Origin of the sequence: Pseudoxanthomonas dokdonensis, assembly GCF_001431405.1 — a bacterium.
In the GTDB taxonomy this organism is placed as follows: Bacteria; Pseudomonadota; Gammaproteobacteria; order Xanthomonadales; family Xanthomonadaceae; genus Pseudoxanthomonas_A; species Pseudoxanthomonas_A dokdonensis.
Genome location: NZ_LDJL01000008.1, coordinates 1 through 20,809, shown reverse-complemented (window position 1 = coordinate 20,809; position 20,809 = coordinate 1). Strand labels below are relative to the sequence as shown.

At 64.5% G+C, this 20,809-nt stretch carries 21 protein-coding genes; 5 read left to right on the top strand and 16 right to left on the bottom strand.

What is annotated here, in order from left to right:
- Positions 1-20 precede the first annotated feature (20 nt).
- Complete coding sequence (locus ABB29_RS08305; RefSeq protein ID WP_057658166.1) at positions 21-881, top strand: pirin family protein; 861 nt, start codon at positions 21-23, stop codon at positions 879-881.
- A gap of 107 nt (positions 882-988) precedes the next feature.
- Here the strand turns inward: ABB29_RS08305 and aqpZ are convergent, their stop codons facing one another.
- From aqpZ to ABB29_RS08235, 14 genes are all read right to left on the bottom strand, one after another.
- Positions 989-1,708: an aquaporin Z gene (gene aqpZ, locus ABB29_RS08300; protein ID WP_057658165.1), complete on the bottom strand. Its 720-nt coding sequence runs from the start codon at positions 1,706-1,708 to the stop codon at positions 989-991.
- Positions 1,709-1,819: 111 nt separating this feature from the next.
- Positions 1,820-2,683, bottom strand: coding sequence for a pirin family protein (locus tag ABB29_RS08295; RefSeq protein ID WP_057658164.1), 864 nt, complete (start codon positions 2,681-2,683; stop codon positions 1,820-1,822).
- A 71-nt stretch (positions 2,684-2,754) separates the two neighbouring features.
- A complete protein-coding gene (locus ABB29_RS08290; RefSeq protein ID WP_057658228.1) occupies positions 2,755-3,333 on the bottom strand; it encodes a methyltransferase family protein in 579 nt (192 codons plus the stop codon).
- 143 nt (positions 3,334-3,476) lie between these two features.
- Positions 3,477-4,259: a hypothetical protein gene (locus ABB29_RS08285; RefSeq protein WP_057658163.1), complete on the bottom strand. Its 783-nt coding sequence runs from the start codon at positions 4,257-4,259 to the stop codon at positions 3,477-3,479.
- A 220-nt stretch (positions 4,260-4,479) separates the two neighbouring features.
- Entirely contained in the window at positions 4,480-4,704 is a 225-nt protein-coding gene (locus ABB29_RS08280; protein WP_057658162.1) for a YbdD/YjiX family protein, read from the bottom strand.
- 15 nt (positions 4,705-4,719) lie between these two features.
- Positions 4,720-6,798, bottom strand: a complete 2,079-nt coding sequence (locus ABB29_RS08275; protein WP_057658161.1) for a carbon starvation CstA family protein — start codon at positions 6,796-6,798, stop codon at positions 4,720-4,722.
- A 130-nt stretch (positions 6,799-6,928) separates the two neighbouring features.
- Entirely contained in the window at positions 6,929-7,951 is a 1,023-nt protein-coding gene (gene corA, locus ABB29_RS08270; RefSeq protein WP_057658227.1) for a magnesium/cobalt transporter CorA, read from the bottom strand.
- 116 nt (positions 7,952-8,067) lie between these two features.
- Complete coding sequence (locus tag ABB29_RS08265; protein WP_057658160.1) at positions 8,068-10,113, bottom strand: glycoside hydrolase family 97 protein; 2,046 nt, start codon at positions 10,111-10,113, stop codon at positions 8,068-8,070.
- A 39-nt stretch (positions 10,114-10,152) separates the two neighbouring features.
- Entirely contained in the window at positions 10,153-11,334 is a 1,182-nt protein-coding gene (locus tag ABB29_RS08260) for a lipoprotein N-acyltransferase Lnb domain-containing protein (protein WP_083487682.1), read from the bottom strand.
- A 19-nt stretch (positions 11,335-11,353) separates the two neighbouring features.
- Positions 11,354-12,274, bottom strand: a complete 921-nt coding sequence (locus tag ABB29_RS08255) for a CorC family transporter (RefSeq protein WP_083487680.1) — start codon at positions 12,272-12,274, stop codon at positions 11,354-11,356.
- 61 nt (positions 12,275-12,335) lie between these two features.
- Positions 12,336-12,944 (bottom strand): hypothetical protein, encoded by a 609-nt coding sequence (locus ABB29_RS08250; RefSeq protein WP_083487679.1) that lies wholly within the window; start codon positions 12,942-12,944, stop codon positions 12,336-12,338.
- A gap of 21 nt (positions 12,945-12,965) precedes the next feature.
- Positions 12,966-13,454 carry an rRNA maturation RNase YbeY gene (gene ybeY / locus ABB29_RS08245; protein ID WP_057658158.1) on the bottom strand — a complete coding sequence of 163 codons (489 nt, stop codon included), beginning with the start codon at positions 13,452-13,454 and terminating at the stop codon, positions 12,966-12,968.
- Complete coding sequence (locus ABB29_RS08240) at positions 13,451-14,434, bottom strand: PhoH family protein (protein ID WP_057658157.1); 984 nt, start codon at positions 14,432-14,434, stop codon at positions 13,451-13,453. Before ABB29_RS08240 ends, ybeY begins: the two co-directional genes overlap by 4 nt.
- Before the next feature lie 2 nt (positions 14,435-14,436).
- A complete protein-coding gene (locus ABB29_RS08235) occupies positions 14,437-14,736 on the bottom strand; it encodes a hypothetical protein (protein ID WP_057658156.1) in 300 nt (99 codons plus the stop codon).
- 147 nt (positions 14,737-14,883) lie between these two features.
- On the opposite strand from ABB29_RS08235, the gene ABB29_RS08230 reads away from it, so the two are divergent.
- The 4 genes from ABB29_RS08230 to ABB29_RS08215 are packed head-to-tail and all read left to right on the top strand — an operon-like array spanning position 14,884 to position 18,623.
- Positions 14,884-15,561 (top strand): TetR/AcrR family transcriptional regulator, encoded by a 678-nt coding sequence (locus tag ABB29_RS08230; protein ID WP_057658155.1) that lies wholly within the window; start codon positions 14,884-14,886, stop codon positions 15,559-15,561.
- Positions 15,558-16,541, top strand: a complete 984-nt coding sequence (locus ABB29_RS08225; RefSeq protein ID WP_057658154.1) for an HlyD family secretion protein — start codon at positions 15,558-15,560, stop codon at positions 16,539-16,541. The genes ABB29_RS08230 and ABB29_RS08225 overlap by 4 nt, the downstream gene beginning before the upstream one ends.
- Positions 16,542-16,587: 46 nt before the next feature.
- Entirely contained in the window at positions 16,588-17,523 is a 936-nt protein-coding gene (locus ABB29_RS08220) for an ABC transporter ATP-binding protein (RefSeq protein ID WP_057658224.1), read from the top strand.
- On the top strand, positions 17,520-18,623 hold the full coding sequence (locus ABB29_RS08215) for an ABC transporter permease (RefSeq protein WP_057658153.1): 1,104 nt from the start codon (positions 17,520-17,522) through the stop codon (positions 18,621-18,623). The genes ABB29_RS08220 and ABB29_RS08215 overlap by 4 nt, the downstream gene beginning before the upstream one ends.
- Here the strand turns inward: ABB29_RS08215 and ABB29_RS08210 are convergent.
- Both ABB29_RS08210 and miaB read right to left on the bottom strand, forming a co-directional pair.
- Entirely contained in the window at positions 18,620-19,264 is a 645-nt protein-coding gene (locus tag ABB29_RS08210; RefSeq protein WP_057658152.1) for a phosphatase PAP2 family protein, read from the bottom strand. The two genes, ABB29_RS08215 and ABB29_RS08210, sit on opposite strands and share 4 nt — an antisense overlap.
- 32 nt (positions 19,265-19,296) lie before the next feature.
- The gene (gene miaB, locus ABB29_RS08205) at positions 19,297-20,706 is read right to left on the bottom strand and encodes a tRNA (N6-isopentenyl adenosine(37)-C2)-methylthiotransferase MiaB (RefSeq protein ID WP_057658151.1); all 1,410 of its coding nucleotides are present in this window, start codon (positions 20,704-20,706) and stop codon (positions 19,297-19,299) included.
- Between the last annotated feature and the right edge of the window lie 103 nt (positions 20,707-20,809).

Below are 20,809 nucleotides of genomic sequence, written 5' to 3'. Positions count from 1 at the left end.
AACTGAAATGGAGACACGCCATGAACACTTCGACCACCAGCTCGCCCGCACGGGTCATCCGCCTGCTGCGTGGCCGCGCGGCGTCCGATGGCGCCGGGGTCAAGCTGACCCGGGTCATTGGCGGTCCGGATCTGCCGGATCTGGACCCGTTCCTGCTGCTCGATGAATTCGGCACCGACCGCCCGGAGGACTATCTGGCGGGTTTTCCCGAGCATCCGCATCGCGGTTTCGAAACCGTTACCTACATGCTGGATGGACGCATGCGACACAAGGACAACCACGGCAACGAAGGCCTGTTGACGCCGGGCTCGGTGCAGTGGATGACCGCCGGCCGCGGCCTGGTCCACTCGGAGATGCCGGAGCAGGAATCCGGTCGCATGCGCGGTTTCCAGTTGTGGGTCAATCTGCCAGCACGCGACAAGATGACCGATCCGAAATACCAGGAGTTCGCGGCCGAACGGATCCCGGTGACGCAACCGGCACAGGGTGTCACGGTCAAGGTCATCGCTGGCCAGGTCGGGCAGGTCAGTGGGCCCATCTCGCAGGCGGCCACCGATCCGCTTTACCTGGACATCGAACTGCAGGCCGGTGCCGACTGGCAGTACCGGCTGCCACAGGGACACAATGCGTTTGCCTATGTCTTCGAAGGCGACATCACGGTGGGCCGTGGCGAGGAAGCACGCCCGGTAGCCGCACAGGAGCTGGCGGTGCTCGGTGGCGGTGAGGAGCTGTCACTGCACGCCGGTAGCGCCGCGGCGCGTCTGATCCTGGTAGCAGGTCGTCCACTGCGCGAGCCGGTGATGCGGCACGGACCGTTTGTCATGAACACCCGTCAGGAACTGATGCAGGCATTCGTCGATTTCCAGGAAGGCCGTTTCTGATGGCCAGCCGGGCGCCGTCGACAGCAGCACCGGGCGGGGTCACGACAACGAAAAGGCCGGGGATTCCCGGCCTTTCCGCTATGCGGGCAACAGGTGCTTGAAGACGATCAGTCTTCGCGTCCAAGCCACTTGTAGGCCATGCCGCCAATCAGGCCACCCAGGATCGGTGCCACCCAGAACAGCCACAACTGGCTGACCGCGCCGGAACCGGCGAAGAAGGCCACGGCGGTGGAACGCGCCGGGTTGACCGAGGTGTTGGTGACCGGAATGCTGATCAGATGGATCAGAGTCAGGGCCAGACCAATGGCGATCGGCGCGAAGCCCGCCGGTGCCCGCGGATGGGTCGAGCCCATGATTACGATCAGGAAGAACGCGGTCAGCACCACTTCGCACAGGAAGGCGGCGGCGACCGTGTAACCGCCCGGTGACAAGGCACCGTACCCGTTGCTGGCAAAGTTGCCGGCTGCCAGCGGGTTGTTGTTGAAGTCGGCATTGCCCTTGGCAATCTGCATCAGGATGAAGCCGGCGACCAGGCCACCCAGTACCTGGGCCACGATGTAGGGCAGCAGTTCGCGGGTCGGAAAGCGACCGCCAGCCCACAGGCCGAAGCTCACCGCCGGATTGAAATGCCCGCCGGAGATATGTCCAAACGCGTAGGCGCCGGTGAGCACGGTCAGGCCGAATGCCAGCGCCACGCCGACGAAGCCGATGCCCAGCGGATTGCCGTCGCCGCCAAAGTTGGCAGCCAGTACCGCGCTGCCGCAACCTCCCAATACCAGCCAGAAGGTACCCAGGAATTCCGCTGTCAGTTTCTTGCCAAGATTCATGCTTGAACCCCCAAAGTTAAATTAGGCCGCCGTTTTTGGCGGTGCGCGAAAGATATACGAAGCCCATCACGGTTTTGTTCGATTTACGTTATCGCGGACTCACAAATAACCTCAGTGCTCGGGCAAGGGAATGAACTCCGTCTCGCCTTCGATATGCCCGAACCTGTCATCCAGCCAATCCTGCTTGGCCTGTTCAATACGCTCCCTCGAGCTGGACACGAAGTTCCACCACATGTGCCGGGGGGCGTCCAGTGGTTCGCCACCGAGCAGCATCGCTTTCACCGGCGTCAGTGCGCGCAGCACCGGACGGCTGCGCGGATCCAGCACGACCAGATGCTTCTCCGGAATATCCGCGCCATCCAGCTGCGCCTGTCCTTGCAGCAGATAGATGGCGCGCTCGACGTGTTCGTTCTCGATCGCCAGTTCGGCATCGGCGGCCAGATCCACGGCGACGTTGAAGGTATCGGCAAACACCCGTACCGGTGATTCCTCGCCATAGGCGCGGCCGGCGATCACCCGCAACCAGGCGCCGTTGTGGCGGAATTCGGGCAAGGTCCTGGCCGCGTGGTGATGGAACTCCGGCGAGGTTTCCTCGTGGCTCTTCGGCAAGGCGACCCATGTCTGCATGCCATGCACCGCGTGCGCCTGCTGGCGGGTGTGGCCAGGGGTGCGTTCGGAATGAGCGATGCCGCGACCAGCGGTCATCCAGTTGACGTCGCCGGGCAGGATCACCTGTTCCGAGCCAAGCGTGTCCTTGTGGCTGATCGCGCCGGACCAGAGATAGGTCACCGTGGCCAGACCAATGTGCGGGTGTGGCCGCACGTCGATGCCACGGCCGGGGTCGAACGTCGCCGGCCCCATGTGATCGACGAACACGAACGGGCCGACGCTGCGCGCCTGCAGGGAAGGCACTGCGCGGCGGACTTCGAAGCCGCCGCCCAGATCATGTACGCGAGGGGTGATGATGGTGGTCATGGGGGTATGGTCAGACAGTCAAATCGAAAGATGCCAGTCGGGCAGGCAGCGATGTGCGCGGCCGGCAAGGATCATGGCAACCTCGGAAGCAGGGCGCCGGTGCGACCGATGTAGTCCCGGTAGCGTTCACCGAACAGCGACAACAACCAGTGCTCCTCGCGCCGCAGCTTGAACCAGAAAGAAGCCAAGGCCAGCGCCAGTGCGATCAGTCCGCGCCACTCGCCAATCATTATCGCGGTGCCGGTAAACATCAGCAGCAGCGCGCTGTAGATCGGATGACGGACGCGGCGATAGGGCCCGTTCTCGACCAGTGCGTGCGCCTGCTTGATCTGGACCGATACGCTCCAGTTGCGCCCCAGCGACCAACGCGACCAGATCGCCAGTACCGCGCCGGCCACGCACAGCAGCAGCCCAACGGCTTCGACCGTGAGCGAGTGGGGCAGGAATGCGTCGCGTAACCAGCTGTCGCCGAACCACTCACCTGGCCCCAGCAGGGCCACCACCGCCAGCAAGGGCAGCCAGTAATACAGAAAGCGCTGCAGCGACGGCTCCGAACGCTCTACGGGCTTGTTGCCGCGCGCGCTCCACATCCAGTACAGGCAGACCGATGCCCAGGTCAGTTTGAGCGCCACGTTGAATCCGTGCGTCATGGCCAGCTCCCCGATGACTTCGTAGCGAGTATTCTCCGCCAACCTGATTACGTCAACCTGACAGCCAGCAGTCGTTGGCAGGCGCCCTGCGCCGGCCTGATCCAACTGCGGCCACATCCACTGGTGCGGCGCGATCCCACAGGTTATCGGCGCGCTGCGCGGACGAGCCCAGCCACCTCATCCAGGCGCTGATCCGAAGGCCAGCCCTGGAAGGCCTGACGGTAACGATTGCCATCGCGGACATACAACGTCGGCGTCGCCCATGAAGTGATGAAAGGCCATGCCTGCCGGCTGTAGGCAATCCCGCTGTTGCCGGCGGGGATGATGTCGGCCAGCTCGGTCAATGGCTGCAGATACAGGCTGCCATCGACCGGGAACAGCCACAGCACGCTGTGCCTGAAGAAATCCGCCAGTGCGGGGTCAGCCATGATTGCCGCCAGTGCGCGCTTCGACGGCTGGCAATAGGGGCCGTAGACCATGATGGCATCGAAACCTTCGAGGTCGACATTGGCCAGCTGGATGCCGCCATCGCCAGTCGCTGCCCTGATCACGCCAGGCTGGTTCGCGTCCCATGCCGACGACTGCCGGACGGCCGTGCGCGGGTCGGCCCCGGCGCCGGCCACATGGTCCATCAGTTCGAAGTCACGCAAGCGCACCGCCGAGGAGCGCAAGCTGCGCCGGATGTCCTCCGACAGCAGCGAATGCTCTTCCAATGTCTTTGCGGTGGAAGCAAGCAATGGCCTGTAAGCCACGTTGTTGGTGTAGAAGATCACCTTGGCCAAGCGCCTGGACAATGCCTGCAACTGCTCATCGTCAAGCGCCGCCGGCGCACCATAGGCGCGGCGCAAGGGAACAAACAGATCATCCACCTGGCCTGCAAACGACTGGCCGCCACTGTCGAGGGTGGACGACTCCAGTGCCGCCATCCTGCTGTCAAAAACTGACTCTGCAAGCGCAACCGCAGTGGCCTGTGAGGTCTGTTTGGCCTGTCCGCTCTGCGCATGCAGGGCAGGAGACAGAGCCATGAAAACAGGGAGTAACGCTGCCAGGAAAGCACGGAAGGACATCAGCAGGCTCGTTGCGTGTGTGTCCTTCCATTAGCATCGAGCATTGATGGCCGTCAAATCCAAGCGCTCGGCAGCAGTTTCAACAACAGCGGAACCCGCTCTTGCCGCCATAGCGGGCTTCCTGGCGCTCGCGGAAGAACGTCTTGTAATCCATCGGCTCGCGGTCCGGGTGCTTTTCCAGGATGTGGCGGACGTAGTTGTCGTAATCGGGCACGCCGCAACACAGGCGTGCCGTCTGCACCAGCCGGCGCCAGACCCGTTTGTGGGTCTGGTAATGGCCGATGGTGACCAGTTGGGTACCCATCTCAATCGCCTCCGCTCACAGCTGGGCCAGTTGCGCCTGTTGCTGCGCGTCCAACGCCACGTAAGGGGTTTCCTTGTCACTGCGTTGCGGGTTGCGGCGTGCGGCGACAATGGCGCGCAACGAATAGACCAGGATGCTCAGTACCACCAGCAGGAACAACGCGGTCAAGCCAGTGTTGACATAGGCATTGACCACGATCTGGTGCATCTGCTCGACGCTCTTGGCCGGCGCGGCGATCTCGCCGCGGGCGATGGCATCGTTGAACTTACTGGCCTGGGCCAGGAAGCCCTGGCCGGGATCGTGGTCGAAAATCTTGATCCAGCCGGCGGCGGTGGTACAGATCAGCAGCCATGCGGCGGGCACCGCGGTGACCCAGGCGTAGCGGTCACGCTTGAGCTTGAACAGCACCACCGTGCCCAGCATCAAGGCGATGCCCGCCAGCATCTGGTTGGAGATACCGAACAGCGGCCACAAGGTGCGGATGCCGCCATACGGATCCTTGACCCCGGTGTACAGTAGATAACCCCACAGTGCCACGCAACCGGCGGTGCCGATCAGATTGGCGGTCCATGACTCGGTGCGCTTGAGCGCGGGCACGAAGGTACCGAGCAGATCCTGCAGCATGAAGCGCCCGGCCCGGGTGCCGGCATCGACCGCGGTCAGGATGAACAAAGCTTCGAACAGGATCGCGAAGTGGTACCAGAACGCCATCATGTCTTCGCCCGGCAGCAGCGCATGCAGGATCTGGGCAATGCCCACCGCCAGGGTCGGTGCGCCACCGGCGCGGGCCAGGATGGTGCTTTCACCGATCTCGCGGGCGGTGCTTTCGAGTACGTCGGGGGTGATGGTGAAGCCCCACTGGCTGATCGTCGCGGCCACCGTCGCGGCATCGGAACCGACCGCCGCGGCCGGGCTGTTCATCGCGAAGTAGATGCCCGGTTCGATGATCGAGGCCGCTACCAGCGCCATGATCGCGACGAACGATTCCATCAGCATGCCGCCGTAGCCGATGTAGCGCATGTGGCCTTCACTGGCCAGCAGCTTGGGCGTGGTGCCCGAGGCGATCAGTGCGTGGAATCCGGACACCGCGCCACAGGCGATGGTGATGAACAGGAACGGGAACATGCCGCCTTTCCAGACCGGCCCGGTGCCATCGATGAACTGGGTGGTGGCTGGCATCTTCAGATCCGGCATGACCACGATGATGCCGATTGCCAGCGCGACGATGGTGCCGATCTTGAGGAAGGTGGACAGGTAATCACGCGGTGCCAGCAGCAGCCACACCGGCAGCACCGCGGCGACAAAGCCGTAGCCGATCAGCATCCAAGTGATCTGGACATCGGTGAAGGTGAAAGCCGGGCCCCAGGTCGGGTGCGCGGCGACCTTGCCGCCGTACCAGATCGCCGCCAGCAGCAGGATCAGTCCGACCACCGAGATTTCGCCGATCTTGCCGGGGCGGATGTAACGCATGTAGACGCCCATCAGGATCGCGATCGGCATCGTCGCGATCACGGTGAACATGCCCCACGGACTTTCCGCCAGCGCTTTGACCACCACCATCGCCAGCACCGCCAGGATGATGATCATGATCAGGAACGCGCCGAACAGGGCAATCGTGCCGGCCACCGGTCCCATTTCCTCGCGTACCAGTTCGCCCAGCGAACGGCCGTTGCGGCGGCTGGAGATGAACAGGACCATGAAGTCCTGCACCGCGCCGGCCAGGACCACGCCGATGATCAGCCACAGCATGCCGGGCAGGTAACCCATCTGCGCGGCCAGCACCGGACCGACCAGCGGACCGGCGCCGGCGATGGCGGCGAAGTGGTGTCCGAACAGCACCTGCTTGTTGGTCGGAACGTAGTCCAGGCCATCGTTGTTGAGCACTGCCGGGGTCGCGCGGGTGGCATCCAGGTGCATCACCTTGTTGGCGATGAACAGGCTGTAGTAGCGGTAGGCAATCAGATAGATGGAGACCGCGGCGGTGACGATCCATACCGCGTTGATGTGTTCACCCCGGCGCAAGGCCACGGTACCCAGTGCAAACGCACCCAATACCGCCAGTGCGGCCCAGGCCAGCTTGGACAGACCCTTCATGAAGCACCCTCCACGGAAACTCCGCTAAGCGTCCTCCGTTGCGGCGGAGGGGTCAATCCGTAAACGCCGGTGCAGGCTGCTACTTTGGTCGAAGCGTCGACCGTCCTTCGAGTCGCCGTCGCGGTGGCCGCTACAGCCAGCGGGCGCGCTTGAACCACCAGTACAGGCCGCCGCAGACGCCGGCCACGGCGACGATCAGCAGTGGATAGGCGTGGCGGCCATCGAGCTCGGGCATGTGGTGGAAGTTCATGCCGTACCAGCTGGTGATCAGAGTCGGCGCGGCCAGCAGCGCCGCCCAGGCGCCGAGTCGCTTGACCGTCTCGCCCTGGGCCAGGGTCACCAGCGACAGGTTCAGGTTCATCGCGCTGGTCAGCATTTCGCGCAGGGTGTCGGTGGCCTCGTTGACGCGTTGCGCGTGGTCGTGGACATCGCGGAAATACAGCCGCACTTCGTCCGGCACCAGGCTGCTCTGCGAACGCGACAGCTGCGCCAGCACATCCTGCAGCGGTGCCACCGCCAATCGCATGCGGGTCAGTTCGCGCTTCAGATCGTACAGCTTGAGCACGGTAACGCGGCGGAAATTGTCGGAGAAGATGTCTTTTTCCAGCGCATCCAGGGTGTGATGGAAGCTGTCTACGATGGGTCGATAGTTGTCGACGATGCAATCCATCACCGCGTACAGGCAGTAGGACGGGCCCAGCGACAGCATTTCCGGCTCACGCTGGACCCGTTCGCGGACGCCGGTGTATGAGCGCGATTTGCCGTGGCGCACGGTGACCAGGTAGCGCGGCCCCAGGAACGCATGCGTTTCGCCGTAATCGATGTGGTCGTGCTCTTCCTGCGCGGTGCGCATCACCGCGAAGAACGAGTTGCCGTAGGTTTCCAGCTTGGTCCGCTGATGCGCGTTCTGCGCATCCTCTACCGCAAGATCGTGGAGCTGGAATTCGTCCTGCAACTGGTACAGCACGCTCGCGGCCGGCTCGTATAAACCGACCCAGACAAAACTGCCATCGTCGACCGCCAGGACATCGCTGATTTCGTCCAGGCCGATGTCACGGCGCATGCCGTGCCTGTCGTAGACAACGCAATTGATGACGCTGGCCGGCTGCTGCTTGTCCGCCGGGGGCGGCGAATGGTGGGTCGGTGTCTGCATGCGCCCATCGTGCGGCATGCAGGCCACTGGCGGCAAGGTGGCGGCCGGTTTCGACGCCTGGGTGCGTGGCCGATCGACGTCGATGCCCGGCATTTACCGGGCATCGAAGGCTGCCATCACTGGGCGATGAAACGCACCGCCGTACCGCCGCCGGCGGCCATGTGCAGGCTCAGGGTCTGATCGTGGAGCACGGCGGCCTCGCGGGTTTCAATCTGGATGTCCTGCGGTGCGGTCTGCCAGTGGGCGTTGGCGCCATCCTGATAGATCTGGGCGATATAACGGCGATCCGGATCCAGGAATGACAGCGGTACTTGCAGCGTCCGCGCCTGTTGATTGCTGATCGCGCCCAGGTACCAGTCATCGCTGTTGCGATCCTTGCGCGCGATGCTGGCGTATTCGCCGACTTCACCGGCCAGTACCCGTGACTGTTCCCAATCCACTGGCACGTCCTTGATGAACTGGAACGGCGCCGGGTTGGCTTCATAGTTTTCCAGCAGATCCGCGGCCATCTGCAGCGGGCTGTAGATCACCACGTAAAGCGCCAGTTGCTTGGCCCAGGTGCTGGCCACGCCGGTCGGCGAGCGGGTCTTCATGCCGAAGATGCCGGGGGTGTAATCCATTGGTCCGGCCAGCAGGCGGGTAAATACCAGATTGGCCTCGTGCTCGGGCGGATTGCCCGGCTGGCCCCAGGCGCTGTATTCCATCCCGCGCGCGCCCTCGCGGGCAATCCAGTTGGGATAGGTGCGGCGCAGGCCTGTGTCCTTGATCGGCTCATGCGCATTGATCGCGATGTGACGTTTGGCGGCCTCGGTGACGACCTTGAGATGATGGCGAGCCATGTCCTGGCCCTCGTGCCAGGCGTAATGGACCTGGCCATCGAGGCCGCGCACCTTGGCCTGGCCTGCGTCGGCGACATAGCCGGTCTTGACGCTGGTCACGCCTACCCGCTGGTACAGATCCAGCGCTGCTTCCAACTGGGTTTCGTAGTGGGCGGCGTTGCCGGAGGTTTCGTGGTGGCCGATCAGCCGCACGCCCTTGGAGATGGCATAGGCCGACAGTTTTTCCAGATCGAAGTCCGGATACGATTCGGTGAAGCTGAAGTCCTCGCCGTTGCCGAACCAGTCGCCATCCCAGCCCACGTTCCAGCCTTCCACCAGCACGCCGTCAAAGCCGTTGGCGGCGGCGAAATCGATATGCTTCATGACGTTTTCGTTGGTCGCGCCATGCCTGGGCCCGGACGCCCAGGTTTTCTGGTCCAGATGCATTTCCCACCACACGCCGACGTACTTCATCGGCTTGACCCAGCTGACATCACCGAGCGCATTGGGCTCGTTGAGGTTGAGGATCAGGCTGGAGTTGGCCAGGCCGGCGGCGTCATCGGCGACCATCAGCGTGCGCCACGGGGTGTTGAACGGTGCCTGGCGGATGACTTTGCCATCGCCAATGCCGGGCGTCAGCAGGGCGCGGAAGCGGCGGTCCTCGATGCGGGTCAGGTTCATGCCGGCGTAGTCGACCAGCGCGGCCTCATGCAGCGACAGGTGGGTGCCATCGTCGAGCTTGAAGGTAATCGGCGTCTGCGCGTCGCCTACCTGCTGCACCGGCGTGTGCTGGTACAGGTACTCGGCACGGTTCCATTGCTCGGCCGGAATCCACCAGGCGCTGCCGTCACTGGCCAGGTTGAACTCGGTCAGCTCCTGGCTGATTCTTACTTCCGGCAACGCTGCCTGTTGCGGAAATTCGTAGCGAAAACCCAGGCCGTCGTCATAGACACGGAAGACCACGTCGAAGCTGCGCTTCGGCGCGATGGTCTCGCTCAGGGTCACCCGCAGTTCGTTGTAATGGTTGCGGACGAAGCGACGCTCGCCCCACGGTTGTTCCCACTTCTCGTCGACCTTGCGGGTGCTCGGCTTGCCCAGGCGCATGTTGCGTTCGAACTTGGGCGCGTCGAGCAGGATGAAACCCAGTCGCGAATCATCAATCAGTGGTTTGCCGCGGCGCTGGACGGCGTAGGCGGGGCGGCCGTCATTGTCGGTGGTCAGGCTGACCTGCAGACTGCCGTCCGGCGAGGAGACCGTGACCGGCGCGGCCTTGGCGGCGGGATCGGCGGCCATCGACGGCAACGCGAACAGACACAGCAGAAGCAACCAACTACGACGAACCATCTTGCGGACCCCTAGGCTTGATCAGGTCCGCATCCTGCGTCAGTTGCGTGCTTGGATACGTTTGAATACGTATGCAACGGCCAACTGGATGGGCAGCAGCAGCGCCACCCAGATCTGGTTGGATTGCGGCGAAACCGCCAGCCAGTGCGGCAACCACGCCACCAATGCGCAGGCGGCAACCAGATAACTAGTCCAGACGGTCCAGCGCGCCGGTTTGCGGCGTCGCAGCAAGGCAATTGCGCCGGGCAGCAACAGCAGGCACAGCGGATTGAACAGCAGCAGGTTCTGGTTGCGATACGCGGCCCAGTGCTCGGTAAAGCCCCACAGGAACGCCAGCACCAAGCCGAGCACGCCAAGCAGCAGCCAAATTGGCAGCATCAGTGCGGCGAACAGGCGCGGCGCGCGCAGGCCCAGCACCGCCAGGGCGATGGCCAGCAGGACGCCGGCCAGCAACCACGGTTTGTAGCTGCGCGATTGTTCGGCCGGTTCCGGGGCGATGCGATGCGGCAGCATGACCTGCTCGGACGACACCAGTGGTTGCCCGGCGCTGTTGCGTGATTCACCCAGGCTGTCGGCCAGCCGCATCGGCACGTAGGCCTCGTCCCAGCGTGACAGCGGGACGTCGGTGGATGGGCCCAGGCCGATGTCGAAGCCCAGCCACATCCAGGTCGCCGGCGAGGCCAGGCGCACCGCTTCGCTGCGCAGGGTGTTGCCGCGCGAGCGACCGGACAGTTGTGATTTCAGGCCCCCGCCCAGCGCCCGGTCGATGGCGTCACGGACCTTGGTCGAACAGTTGGAAGTGAAGTAGTCGTAGCGGTAGCGGGCGTTTTCCGGCCGGGCCTGTTCGGCCAGCGAGTCGGCCAGCGCCTGCGCCTGTTGCGGGGTCAGATCCAGCCACTGGATCTTCACCCCGCGTCCTTCGTCACGGTAAGTCGCCAGGTCCTGCTCCAGCGGCAGCGCCACCAGGTAGTACTGCATGACGCCGTTGACGAAATTGCCGATGAAGTCATCTTCGCTGGGATCGAAGGCACCAAAGTTGTACGAGGTGGCCTGGCCGCTCTGCGGGTCCTGGACGATGATGGCATCATGGCCGAAGCGCTCGAAGAACACTTCGCCCGGCTGCATCGTCATCACCCCGATGCGCGGCGCGGCGACGGCAACGCTGGCCATCAGCAGCAGCACGCAGGCCAGCCACGCACGCAGCCACGCGGGCGCCGGCATCCGCTGCCGCGACGGCTGATCAGGAATGGTCGGACGAAACACTGACGTGGAAGGCATGCACGCGGCGGCCGTCGGCCTTGGCCACCCGGAAGGTGAACGCCGACAGGGTGAGTTCTTCGCCGGTTTCCGGCAGGTGGCCGATGGCGGCGGTAACCAGGCCACCGACGGTGTCGTATTCGTCATCGGCAAAATCCGCGCCAAAACGTTCGTTGAAGTCATCGATCGGGGTCAGTGCATCGACCACGTACTGGCCGTCCGGCTGGATGGCGATCAGCAATGCGTCGTCTTCTGCTTCATCGTGCTCGTCGTCGATCTCGCCTACGATCTGTTCCAGCACGTCTTCGATGGTGACCACGCCGGCGACGCCGCCGTACTCATCGACCACGATCGCCATGTGGTTGCGCGACAGCCGGAATTCCTTCAGCAGCAGGTTGAGTTTCTTCGACTCGGGAATCAGCACCGCCGGCCGCAGCAGTTCGCGGATGCCGTCCGGACGGGTCTCGGACACCACCCCGCGCAACAGGTCCTTGGCCAGCAGGATGCCCAGCACCTCGTCCTTGTCATCGCCATGCACCGGGAAGCGCGAGTGGCCGGATTCGATCACCTGCTTCATCAATTCGATGAAGTCGCCCTCGACCGGCAACGAGACCATCTGCGCGCGCGGAATCATCACATCGCCCACGGTCAGGTCGGCGACCGCGATGGCGCCTTCCATCATCCGCAGCGTATCGCTGCCGATCAGGTCATCGGCTTGCGCGTGGCGCAACATCTCCAGCACGTCGTCGCGGCTGGAGGGCTCACCGGAAAACGCCGAACTTATGCGGTCCAGCCAGCTGCGCCGTTTTTCCGGATGTCTGCCATCCGGATGTTTGCCATCGGCATGCTTGGTTTCCGGATGTTTGTCGGTTTCCGGCGCGGGGGTACTGTCGTCTTCAGGCATCTCGTGTAGGCAGGCACCCGCGGCGCGGGCGACCGGGCCAGTCTATCAGGATGCAAGCGCGCTAGTGGGCCGCCGGGGCAGCGATCGATGCCGGGCTTTCCGCTGGTTCTTCTTCCGGATCAATGCTGTAGGTACAACCCAGCAGGGTCTTGCCCGGATGCGAGGTGACGTTGGAAACGTTCAAGATCATCGAACGCACCTGGGCCTTGCCGTCGCCGTCGATGAAGGGCTCGCTCAGCACCTCCTTGCCGAACATGGCCTTTTCCGGGGTGTCGAGCGCGGTTTCCAGTTGCAGCTGCCGGGCCAGCGGCCGCGGGTCGGGCAGGTCCAGCACCGCCATCACGCTGGAGCCGGCGAAGGCGATGTGGTCGGTGCGATGGCCGAGCACGGTGATTGGCTGGTTGAGCAGGTATTCGCTCATGAACATGTTGGCCTGCGGCAACGGCCGCCAGCCGAGGGCAACGGCCTGCAGCGGATCCTGGATGGCGATGGCCAGCGGCAGGAAGTTTTCCGGCGTGTCCTGGCAGCTGATCAGTCTGGCCAGATCGACCTGGGCAGGATCCAGCGTGGGCGGCGCGCCCGGGTCGGCGGAAGTGGCGGCGTGGGCATTGCCGGTGGCAAGCGCCAGCGACAGCGCCAGTGATGCCAGCAGCGGATTGCAATCGATCATGGACAGGTACTGTGGTTGGTTTCAGAGCTGGGCGTAGGGATCGGCGATGCCCATTTCGGCGAGGATGTCGCGTTCCAGCTGCTCCATCGCCTCGGCTTCCTTGTCGTCCTCGTGGTTCCAGCCGAGCAGGTGCAGGGTGCCGTGCACGGTCAGGTGCGCGTAGTGGGCCGCCAGCGGTTTTTTCTGCTCCCTGGCCTCGCGCGCCACCACTGGCGCACAGATCACCAGGTCACCGAGCAGCGGCATGGTCACTCCCTTCGGCAGCTTGATGTCCTCGGCCATTTCAGCCGGGAAACTCAACACGTTGGTGGCGTAGTCCTTGCCGCGGTAATGGCGGTTGAGCGAACGGCCTTCGCGGCTGTCGACAATGCGGATGGCCAGGTCGGCCTCACGGATGCGGCCATGCAGCGCCGCGCCGACCCAGCGCCGGAAGCTGACCGCCGCCGGCAGGCCCAGTCGCGGCAGGGCATAGCTGACTGATACTTCCAGGCGTACTGGCCCCTTGGTCATGCCGGTCCGGTCTCCGCGTCTTTGCTGTCCCGTGCATCGTAAGCCTGCACGATGCGGGCGACCAGTGGGTGCCGGACCACGTCGCGGCTGCCAAAGAAGGTGAAGCTGATGCCGTTGACCCCGTTCAGCACTTCCAGTGCGTCCTTCAGGCCGGACTTCTGGTGCTTGGGCAGGTCGATCTGGGTCATGTCGCCGGTGACCACCGCGGTGCTGCCATAGCCGATGCGGGTCAGGAACATCTTCATCTGTTCGATGCTGGTGTTCTGCGCCTCGTCGAGGATGACGAAGGCATCATTGAGCGTACGTCCGCGCATATAGGCCAGCGGGGCAATCTCGATGACATTCTTTTCCAGCAGCTTGACCACTTTCTCGACGCCGAGCATTTCGTACAACGCGTCGTACAACGGGCGCAGATAGGGGTCGACCTTCTGGCTCAGATCGCCAGGCAGGAAGCCCAGCTTCTCGCCGGCTTCGACCGCCGGGCGCACCAGCACCAGTCGCTGCACGCGCGCTTCGTTCAGCGCCTCGACCGCGCTGGCCACCGCCAGGAAGGTCTTGCCGGTGCCGGCCGGGCCAATACCGAAGTTGATGTCGTGGGTGGCGATGGCATGCAGGTAGCTGGCCTGGTTGTGGCCACGCCCGCGCACGGTGCCGCGCTTGACCTTGATGCTGACTTCCTGCGGCTCGAAGCCGCCGGCGGCCAGATGGTCGACGTTGGCCTGGTTCAGACGCAGGTGGATGGCTTCGTTGTCGAAGGTCTCGCTGTCGGCTTCCTCGTACAGCGCATGCAGCAGTTTCTCGGTGGCCTTGACCGCCTTGTCCGGACCGGTGACCCGGAACACGTGGCCGCGGTTGGCGATTTCCACTCCCAGGCGCAATTCGATCTGGCGCAGGTGGGCATCGAACGGGCCGGCCAGGTTGGCCAGGCGTTCGATGTTCTCGGGTTCCAGGGTGAATTCGCGTTTGCTGTGGTTGCTCATGATCAATGTCTGGTCTCGTCGCCGGCGTCGTCGACTTCCCACTGGTGGAAGATGTAGGCCTCGTCTTCCAGCAGTGCCTGGTCGAAATGCTCCTCGTCCGGAGCGTCCTCGCGCAGCGTCAGTTCGGGGGATTCCTGCACGCCGATGACTTCCCAGCCGGCTTCACGCAGGAAATGGCTGGCGTGCTGCAGCGGATCATGCGACAAGCCGGGCATCTGGTAACACAACACATAGGCGCCGCCGTAAGCCACAGAATCAGCGGTATTGGGCAACGGCCGGGCTTCCAGCACGAAGACCCACAAGCGAGGCAGTTCCTGGGCGATGGTGACGGTCCTTGGCGGCGAGGTGGAGGGAAGGCAGGGTAACGCGGCGGCCGTGAAGCGGTCACCACATCAGGGACAGGAAACTGGGGACTTGCATCTAATTAAACAATGAATTAAATATGCCGGATGGCCAGCAGGAAACCTCCGACCCCGGCACCCAGGCCCGCGCGTCCCCGGCGTGGCCCCGGCCGGCCATCGACCGAGCAGGCCGACCTGCGCGCGCAGATGCTGGACGCGGCGCTGGCCTGCTACGTGCGCAACGGCATCGCCGCGACCTCGCTGCGCGATATTGCCCGCCGCGCCGAAGTCACCCCGGCATTGCTGCACTACTACTTTGGCGACAAGGAAAAGCTGCGCCAGGCGGTGGTCGATGAGCGCCTGCTGCCAGTGGTGGCGCAGTTGCAGATGCCGCTGCGCGCTGCGAAGTCGTCGATTGCCGGGGTGATTGAAGGATTCGTGCGCGGCATCGTCGAACTGGTCCGCCAGCATCCCTGGCTGCCCAGCCTGTGGGTGCGCGAGGTGGTGTCCGATGGCGGCGCGTTGCGCGGGATGATGGTCGAGCAGATTGGCCCACAGCTGCCGCAGGTGCTGGCGGCACGTTTTGCCCAGGCCCAGGCCGACGGCGAATTGAACGCGCAACTGGATCCGCGCCTGCTGGTGGTGTCGCTGGTCGGACTGACGATGTTCCCGCTGGCCGGCGCACCGATCTGGAAAGCGGTATTCAAGGCCGACGAGCTGGATCTGGATGCCTTGTGCAAACACACCCTGGCATTGCTGCAACAGGGACTGGAGTTGAAACCATGACAATTTCATCGCCGCGCCCGCTGCTTGCCCGTGGTGGCCTGCCGCTGCTCGCCGCGCTGGCACTGGCGGCATGTTCGCCATCGCCGCCGCAGGCGCTGGGTACGCTGGAATGGGACCGGGTGACGTTGCCGTCGCCTGCCGCGGAGAAAATCGTCCGCATCGATGTCCGCGAGGGCCAGCAGGTGCAGGCCGGTGCGCCTTTACTGCAGCTGGAACTGACCCGCGACGATTCGCAGCTGGCGGCGGCGCAGGCCCAACTGCTGCAGAACCAGCAGCGCCTGGACGAACTGCAGAACGGCCCGCGCCAGGAAGACATTGCCCAGGCCCGCGCCAACCTGGCCGCGGCCAGGGCGCGGGCGCTGGAAGCCGATACCTACTACCGGCGCATCGTGCCGCTGGGTCGCCAGCAACTGGTCGCCGCCGCCGACGTCGATACCGCGCGCAGCGCCAAGCAGAGTGCCGACGCACAGGTCGGGGTGGCGCAGGCCGCGCTTGATGAACTGTTGGCCGGCACCCGCCGCGAGCAGATCGCGCAGGGCAGGGCTGCGGTGCTGTCGGCACAGGCACAAGCGCGGCTGCAGGCCGCCACCCGGGACAAACTGATCGTGACCGCACCGCGTGCCGGCCGCGTCGACAGCCTGCCGTATCGCCTGGGCGATCAGGCACCGCTGGGCTCGCCGCTGGCGGTGCTGCTGGTCGGCGACACGCCGTATGCTCGGGTCTACGTGCCGGAGCAGCAGCGTGCCGACGTGCAGGTCGGTGACCCGGTCCGGATCTTCGTCGATGGTCGCGACGCCGCCCTGGCCGGCAAGGTGCGAATGATCCGCAGCGAACCCAGCTTCACTCCGTATTACGCGTTGATCGGCAAGGACGCGGCGCGCCTGAGCTATATCGCCGAAATCAGCCTCGGCCGCGACGCCGCCAATCTGCCCGCCGGCTTTCCGCTGCGCGCAGAATTCGGTCCCGCACGCGATGACTGAGACCGGCGCCGCGGCAACGGCTGAGGGGGCGAGTGATGACATCGCCATCCGGGTCCGTGGACTGAGCAAGCGCTTCGGCGATCTGACCGCGGTCGACAACGTTGACCTGCAGGTGCCCAAGCGTGCCGTTTACGGCTTCCTGGGCCCCAACGGTTCCGGCAAGTCGACCACCATCCGCATGCTGTGCGGCTTGCTGACGCCGAGCGCCGGCAGCATCGAGGTGCTGGGGCTGCAGATACCCGAGCAGTCGGAGGCGTTGCGTCTGCGCATCGGTTACATGACCCAGAAATTCTCCCTGTTCGAAGACCTCAGCGTGCGCGAGAACCTGGAGTTCCTGGCCGCGGTGCAGGGGCTGTCGCGCAGCCGCGCCAGGCAGCGCATCGACGAACTGATCGCGCAGTACCATTTCCAGGATCGGCAGAAACAACTGGCCGGCACCATGAGCGGTGGCCAGAAGCAGCGGCTGGCATTGGCCGGCGCGGTGATCCACCAGCCCGAGCTGCTGTTCCTGGACGAGCCGACCAGCGCGGTGGACCCGGAGTCGCGCCGCGACTTCTGGGAAAAACTGTTCGAGCTGGCCGACGCCGGCACCACCTTGCTGGTCTCCACCCATTACATGGACGAAGCCGAGCGCTGCCATCGCCTGGCCATCCTTGATCGCGGCGCGCTGGTCGCCGACGGCACTCCGGCGCAGCTGTCGCATGCATTGCAGGGGCGCACTCTGCAAGTGGCCGCCGGTCAGCCGCGCCAGGTACATGATCTGCTCAAGCAGGTCGACGGGGTCATCAGCGTGGCCCAGATCGGCAACGCGCTGCGGGTGCTGACCAGCGACGATCCGCAGGTGCAGGCACGGGTGTCGGCCGCGCTGGATGACGCCGGCCTGCAGGCGCAGGTGCAGCTGACCGAGCCTAATCTGGAAGACGTGTTCGTCGCCGCCACCCGCGGCCAGTCGAGGCCACGGCAACAGGAGCCAGCACGATGAACTGGAGACGCCTGCAGGCGGTGATGCTGAAGGAAGTGCGGCAGATGCGCCGTGACCGCATCACCCTGGCGATGATTGTCGCCATCCCGGTGATGCAGCTGCTGCTGTTCGGCTATGCCATCAATACCAACCTGCGGGATCTGAACGCCGGCATCGTCGACCAGGCCAACACCAGTGCCTCGCGCGCGCTGGTCATGGACATGCTGGCAACCACGGTGATCAAACCGTCGCTGCAGGCCGAGACTCCGCAGCAGCTGATGGATGCGCTGCGGCGCGGCCAGATCAGCATTGGCATCGTGGTGCCGCATGACTTCGAGCGTCGCCGCGGCGAAGGCCGCGAACTGGTGCAGGTGCTGGTCGATGGCAGCGACAACGCGGTCCAGGCTGCCGCCGTGCAGCTGGCACAGGTGCCGGTCGACAACCCGCGTGGCATCGCCGCCAATCCGGATGCGCGCGCGGTGGCGCCGATCAGCGTGGTCAGTTTCTACAACCCGGAACGGCGCTCGGCGGTCAACATCGTGCCCGGCCTGATTGGTGTGATCCTGACCATGACCATGGTGCTGTTCACCGGCGTGGCCATCGTGCGCGAACGCGAGCGCGGCAACATGGAACTGTTGATCGCGACCCCGGTCAGCAGTGCCGAGCTGATGGTCGGCAAGGTCACGCCCTACGTGTTGATAGGCCTGCTGCAGACCACCGTGGTGCTGGCGCTGGGCGTCTGGCTGTTCCAAGTGCCCATCAACGGCAGCCTGCTGCATGTGTACCTGATCGCCTGTCTGCTGATCGTCGCCAACCTGGCACTGGGATTGTTGATTTCGACCCGTGCGCAGTCGCAGTTCCAGGCGATGCAGATGACCTTCTTCGTGTTCCTGCCCTCAATCCTGCTGTCGGGTTTCATGTTCCCGTTCGCCGGCATGCCGCGTCCGGTGCAGTGGCTGGCCGAGGTGTTGCCGCTGACCCATTTCCTGCGGCTGATCCGCGGAGTAATGCTGCGCGGCGCCAGCATGTGGGAGCTGTGGCCGGATCTGCTGGCGTTGCTGGCCTTCATCGCAGTGATGATGACCGCTGCGATCCTGCGCTTCCACAAGCGCCTGGATTAACCAGCGAACGATGGCCGGCGCCAGGCGCGCCAGAGCGGGTGACCGGCCAGGGCGATGCCGGCGATGGCAGTGAGCATGCCGCCCAGCAGATCCACTGCGTAATGCTGGCCAGTGGTGATGATGCTGGGAAACAACAGCAGCACCAGCCAGATCCAGCGTCGTGCCGCCGGATACTGCGCGGCGAAGGCAAACATCACCACCGTCGGGATGGTGATGTGGCCGGATGGAAAGCAGGTGTCGGGCTCGTCCAGTGCCAGCAGCAACTGCCAGGCAGAGGTGGTCAGCGGATCCAGCGTGTCCGGCAGTGGATGCCGTGGCAATTGCGTGGGCCAGGCCAGCCACACCAGCAGGTTGATCGCCATCGCCACCACATAGGCACGAAAGGTGGCCAGCAACAGGCGCCGCTCGCGAATGCAGACCGCCAAGAACGGATTGATCAGCAGCAACAGCCAGTAAGGCCAGATCGTCCACGCATGCCAGCCAAACCAGCTGTCCAACGCCGTTACCGGCAACATGGTCGGGGTGCGCAGCGGATGCGCATTGACCCACAGGTACAGCGCGGTATTGAAAACCACCACCGCGCTGACCGCGAGCACTCGCACGCGCAGCCTGACCGGTGCGTCGATCGCAGTCGCTGCCATCCCCTCCGCGGTCGTCCTGACCGAGCGAGAACTCATGCCTGTGCCGGTGTTTCCAGCTCGGCGACGCGGCCGCGCAGCGAGTTGCTGAGGGCTTCGGTGATCAGCACGTCGACGAACTGTCCGACCAGCCGCGGATGGCCGGGGAAGTTCACCGAGCGCATGTTCTCGGTCTTGCCGGTCAGCTCGTGCGGGTTCTTCTTCGACGGGCCTTCCACCAGCACGCTCTGGACGCTGCCGACCATGGCCTGGGAGATGCCGGCGGCATACGCGTTGATGTGCGCCTGCAGCCGTTCCAGGCGGGCATGCTTGACCTCGCTGGGGGTATCGTCGTGCAGGTCGGCCGCCGGGGTGCCGGGACGGCGCGAATAGATGAAGGAGAACGACTGGTCGAAGCCGACGTCCTCGATCAGTTTCATGGTCTTGTCGAAGTCGGCATCGGTTTCGCCGGGGAAGCCGACGATGAAATCCGACGATATCGAAATGTCGGGACGCACTGCGCGCAACTTGCGGATTTTCTGCTTGAACTCCAGCGCGGTGTAGCCGCGTTTCATCGCCGACAGGATCCGGTCGCTGCCGGCCTGGACCGGCAGGTGCAGGTAATTGGCCAGCTGCGGCACGTCGCGGTAGGCCTCGACCAGTGAGTCGGAGAACTCCAGCGGATGCGAGGTGGTGAAGCGGATCCGGTCGACGCCATCGATCTCGGCGATGGTCCGGATCAGCAGGCCGAGATCGGCCACTTCGCCTTCATCGCCATACGGGCCGCGGTAGGCGTTGACGTTCTGGCCCAGCAGATTGATTTCGCGCACGCCCTGCGCGGCCAGGTCGGCCACTTCCACCAGCACGTCCTCGAACGGGCGGCTGAGTTCGGTACCGCGGGTATAGGGCACCACGCAGAAACTGCAGTACTTGCTGCAGCCTTCCATGATCGAGACGAAGGCGCTCGGGCCTTCGGCACGCGGTTCCGGCAGGCGGTCGAACTTCTCGATTTCCGGGAAGCTGATGTCGACCTGCGGCTGTCCGGAAGCCCGCCGTTCGCGAATCAACTCCGGCAGGCGGTGCAATGTCTGCGGGCCGAATACCAGATCCACGTAAGGCGCGCGCTTGACGATGGCATCGCCCTCCTGGCTGGCGACGCAGCCGCCGACGCCGATCAGTACCGGCTTGCCATCCTTCTTCAGCGCTTTCCAGCGGCCGAGCTGGCTGAAGACCTTTTCCTGGGCCTTTTCGCGGATCGAACAGGTATTGACCAGCACGACGTCGGCTTCTTCCGGCTTGTCGGTCAGTTCCAGTCCCTCGGCGGCGGCCAGCACGTCGGCCATCTTGGCCGAGTCGTAGACGTTCATCTGGCAACCGTGGGTCTGGATGTACAGCTTGCCGCGGGCGGGGACCGGCGCGGAGGGCGCGGCCGAGGGCAGGTCGAGCAGGGTGTTTTCAGTGGTCATGGGCAGGCGGGCCGGGGCTGGCGGTTAATCCAGGCGGTCTTCGAGGACGGGCAGGGCCGCTAGTGTAGAGCGTGTCGCCCCGGTTTTGAGCTCCGCGGGCGGC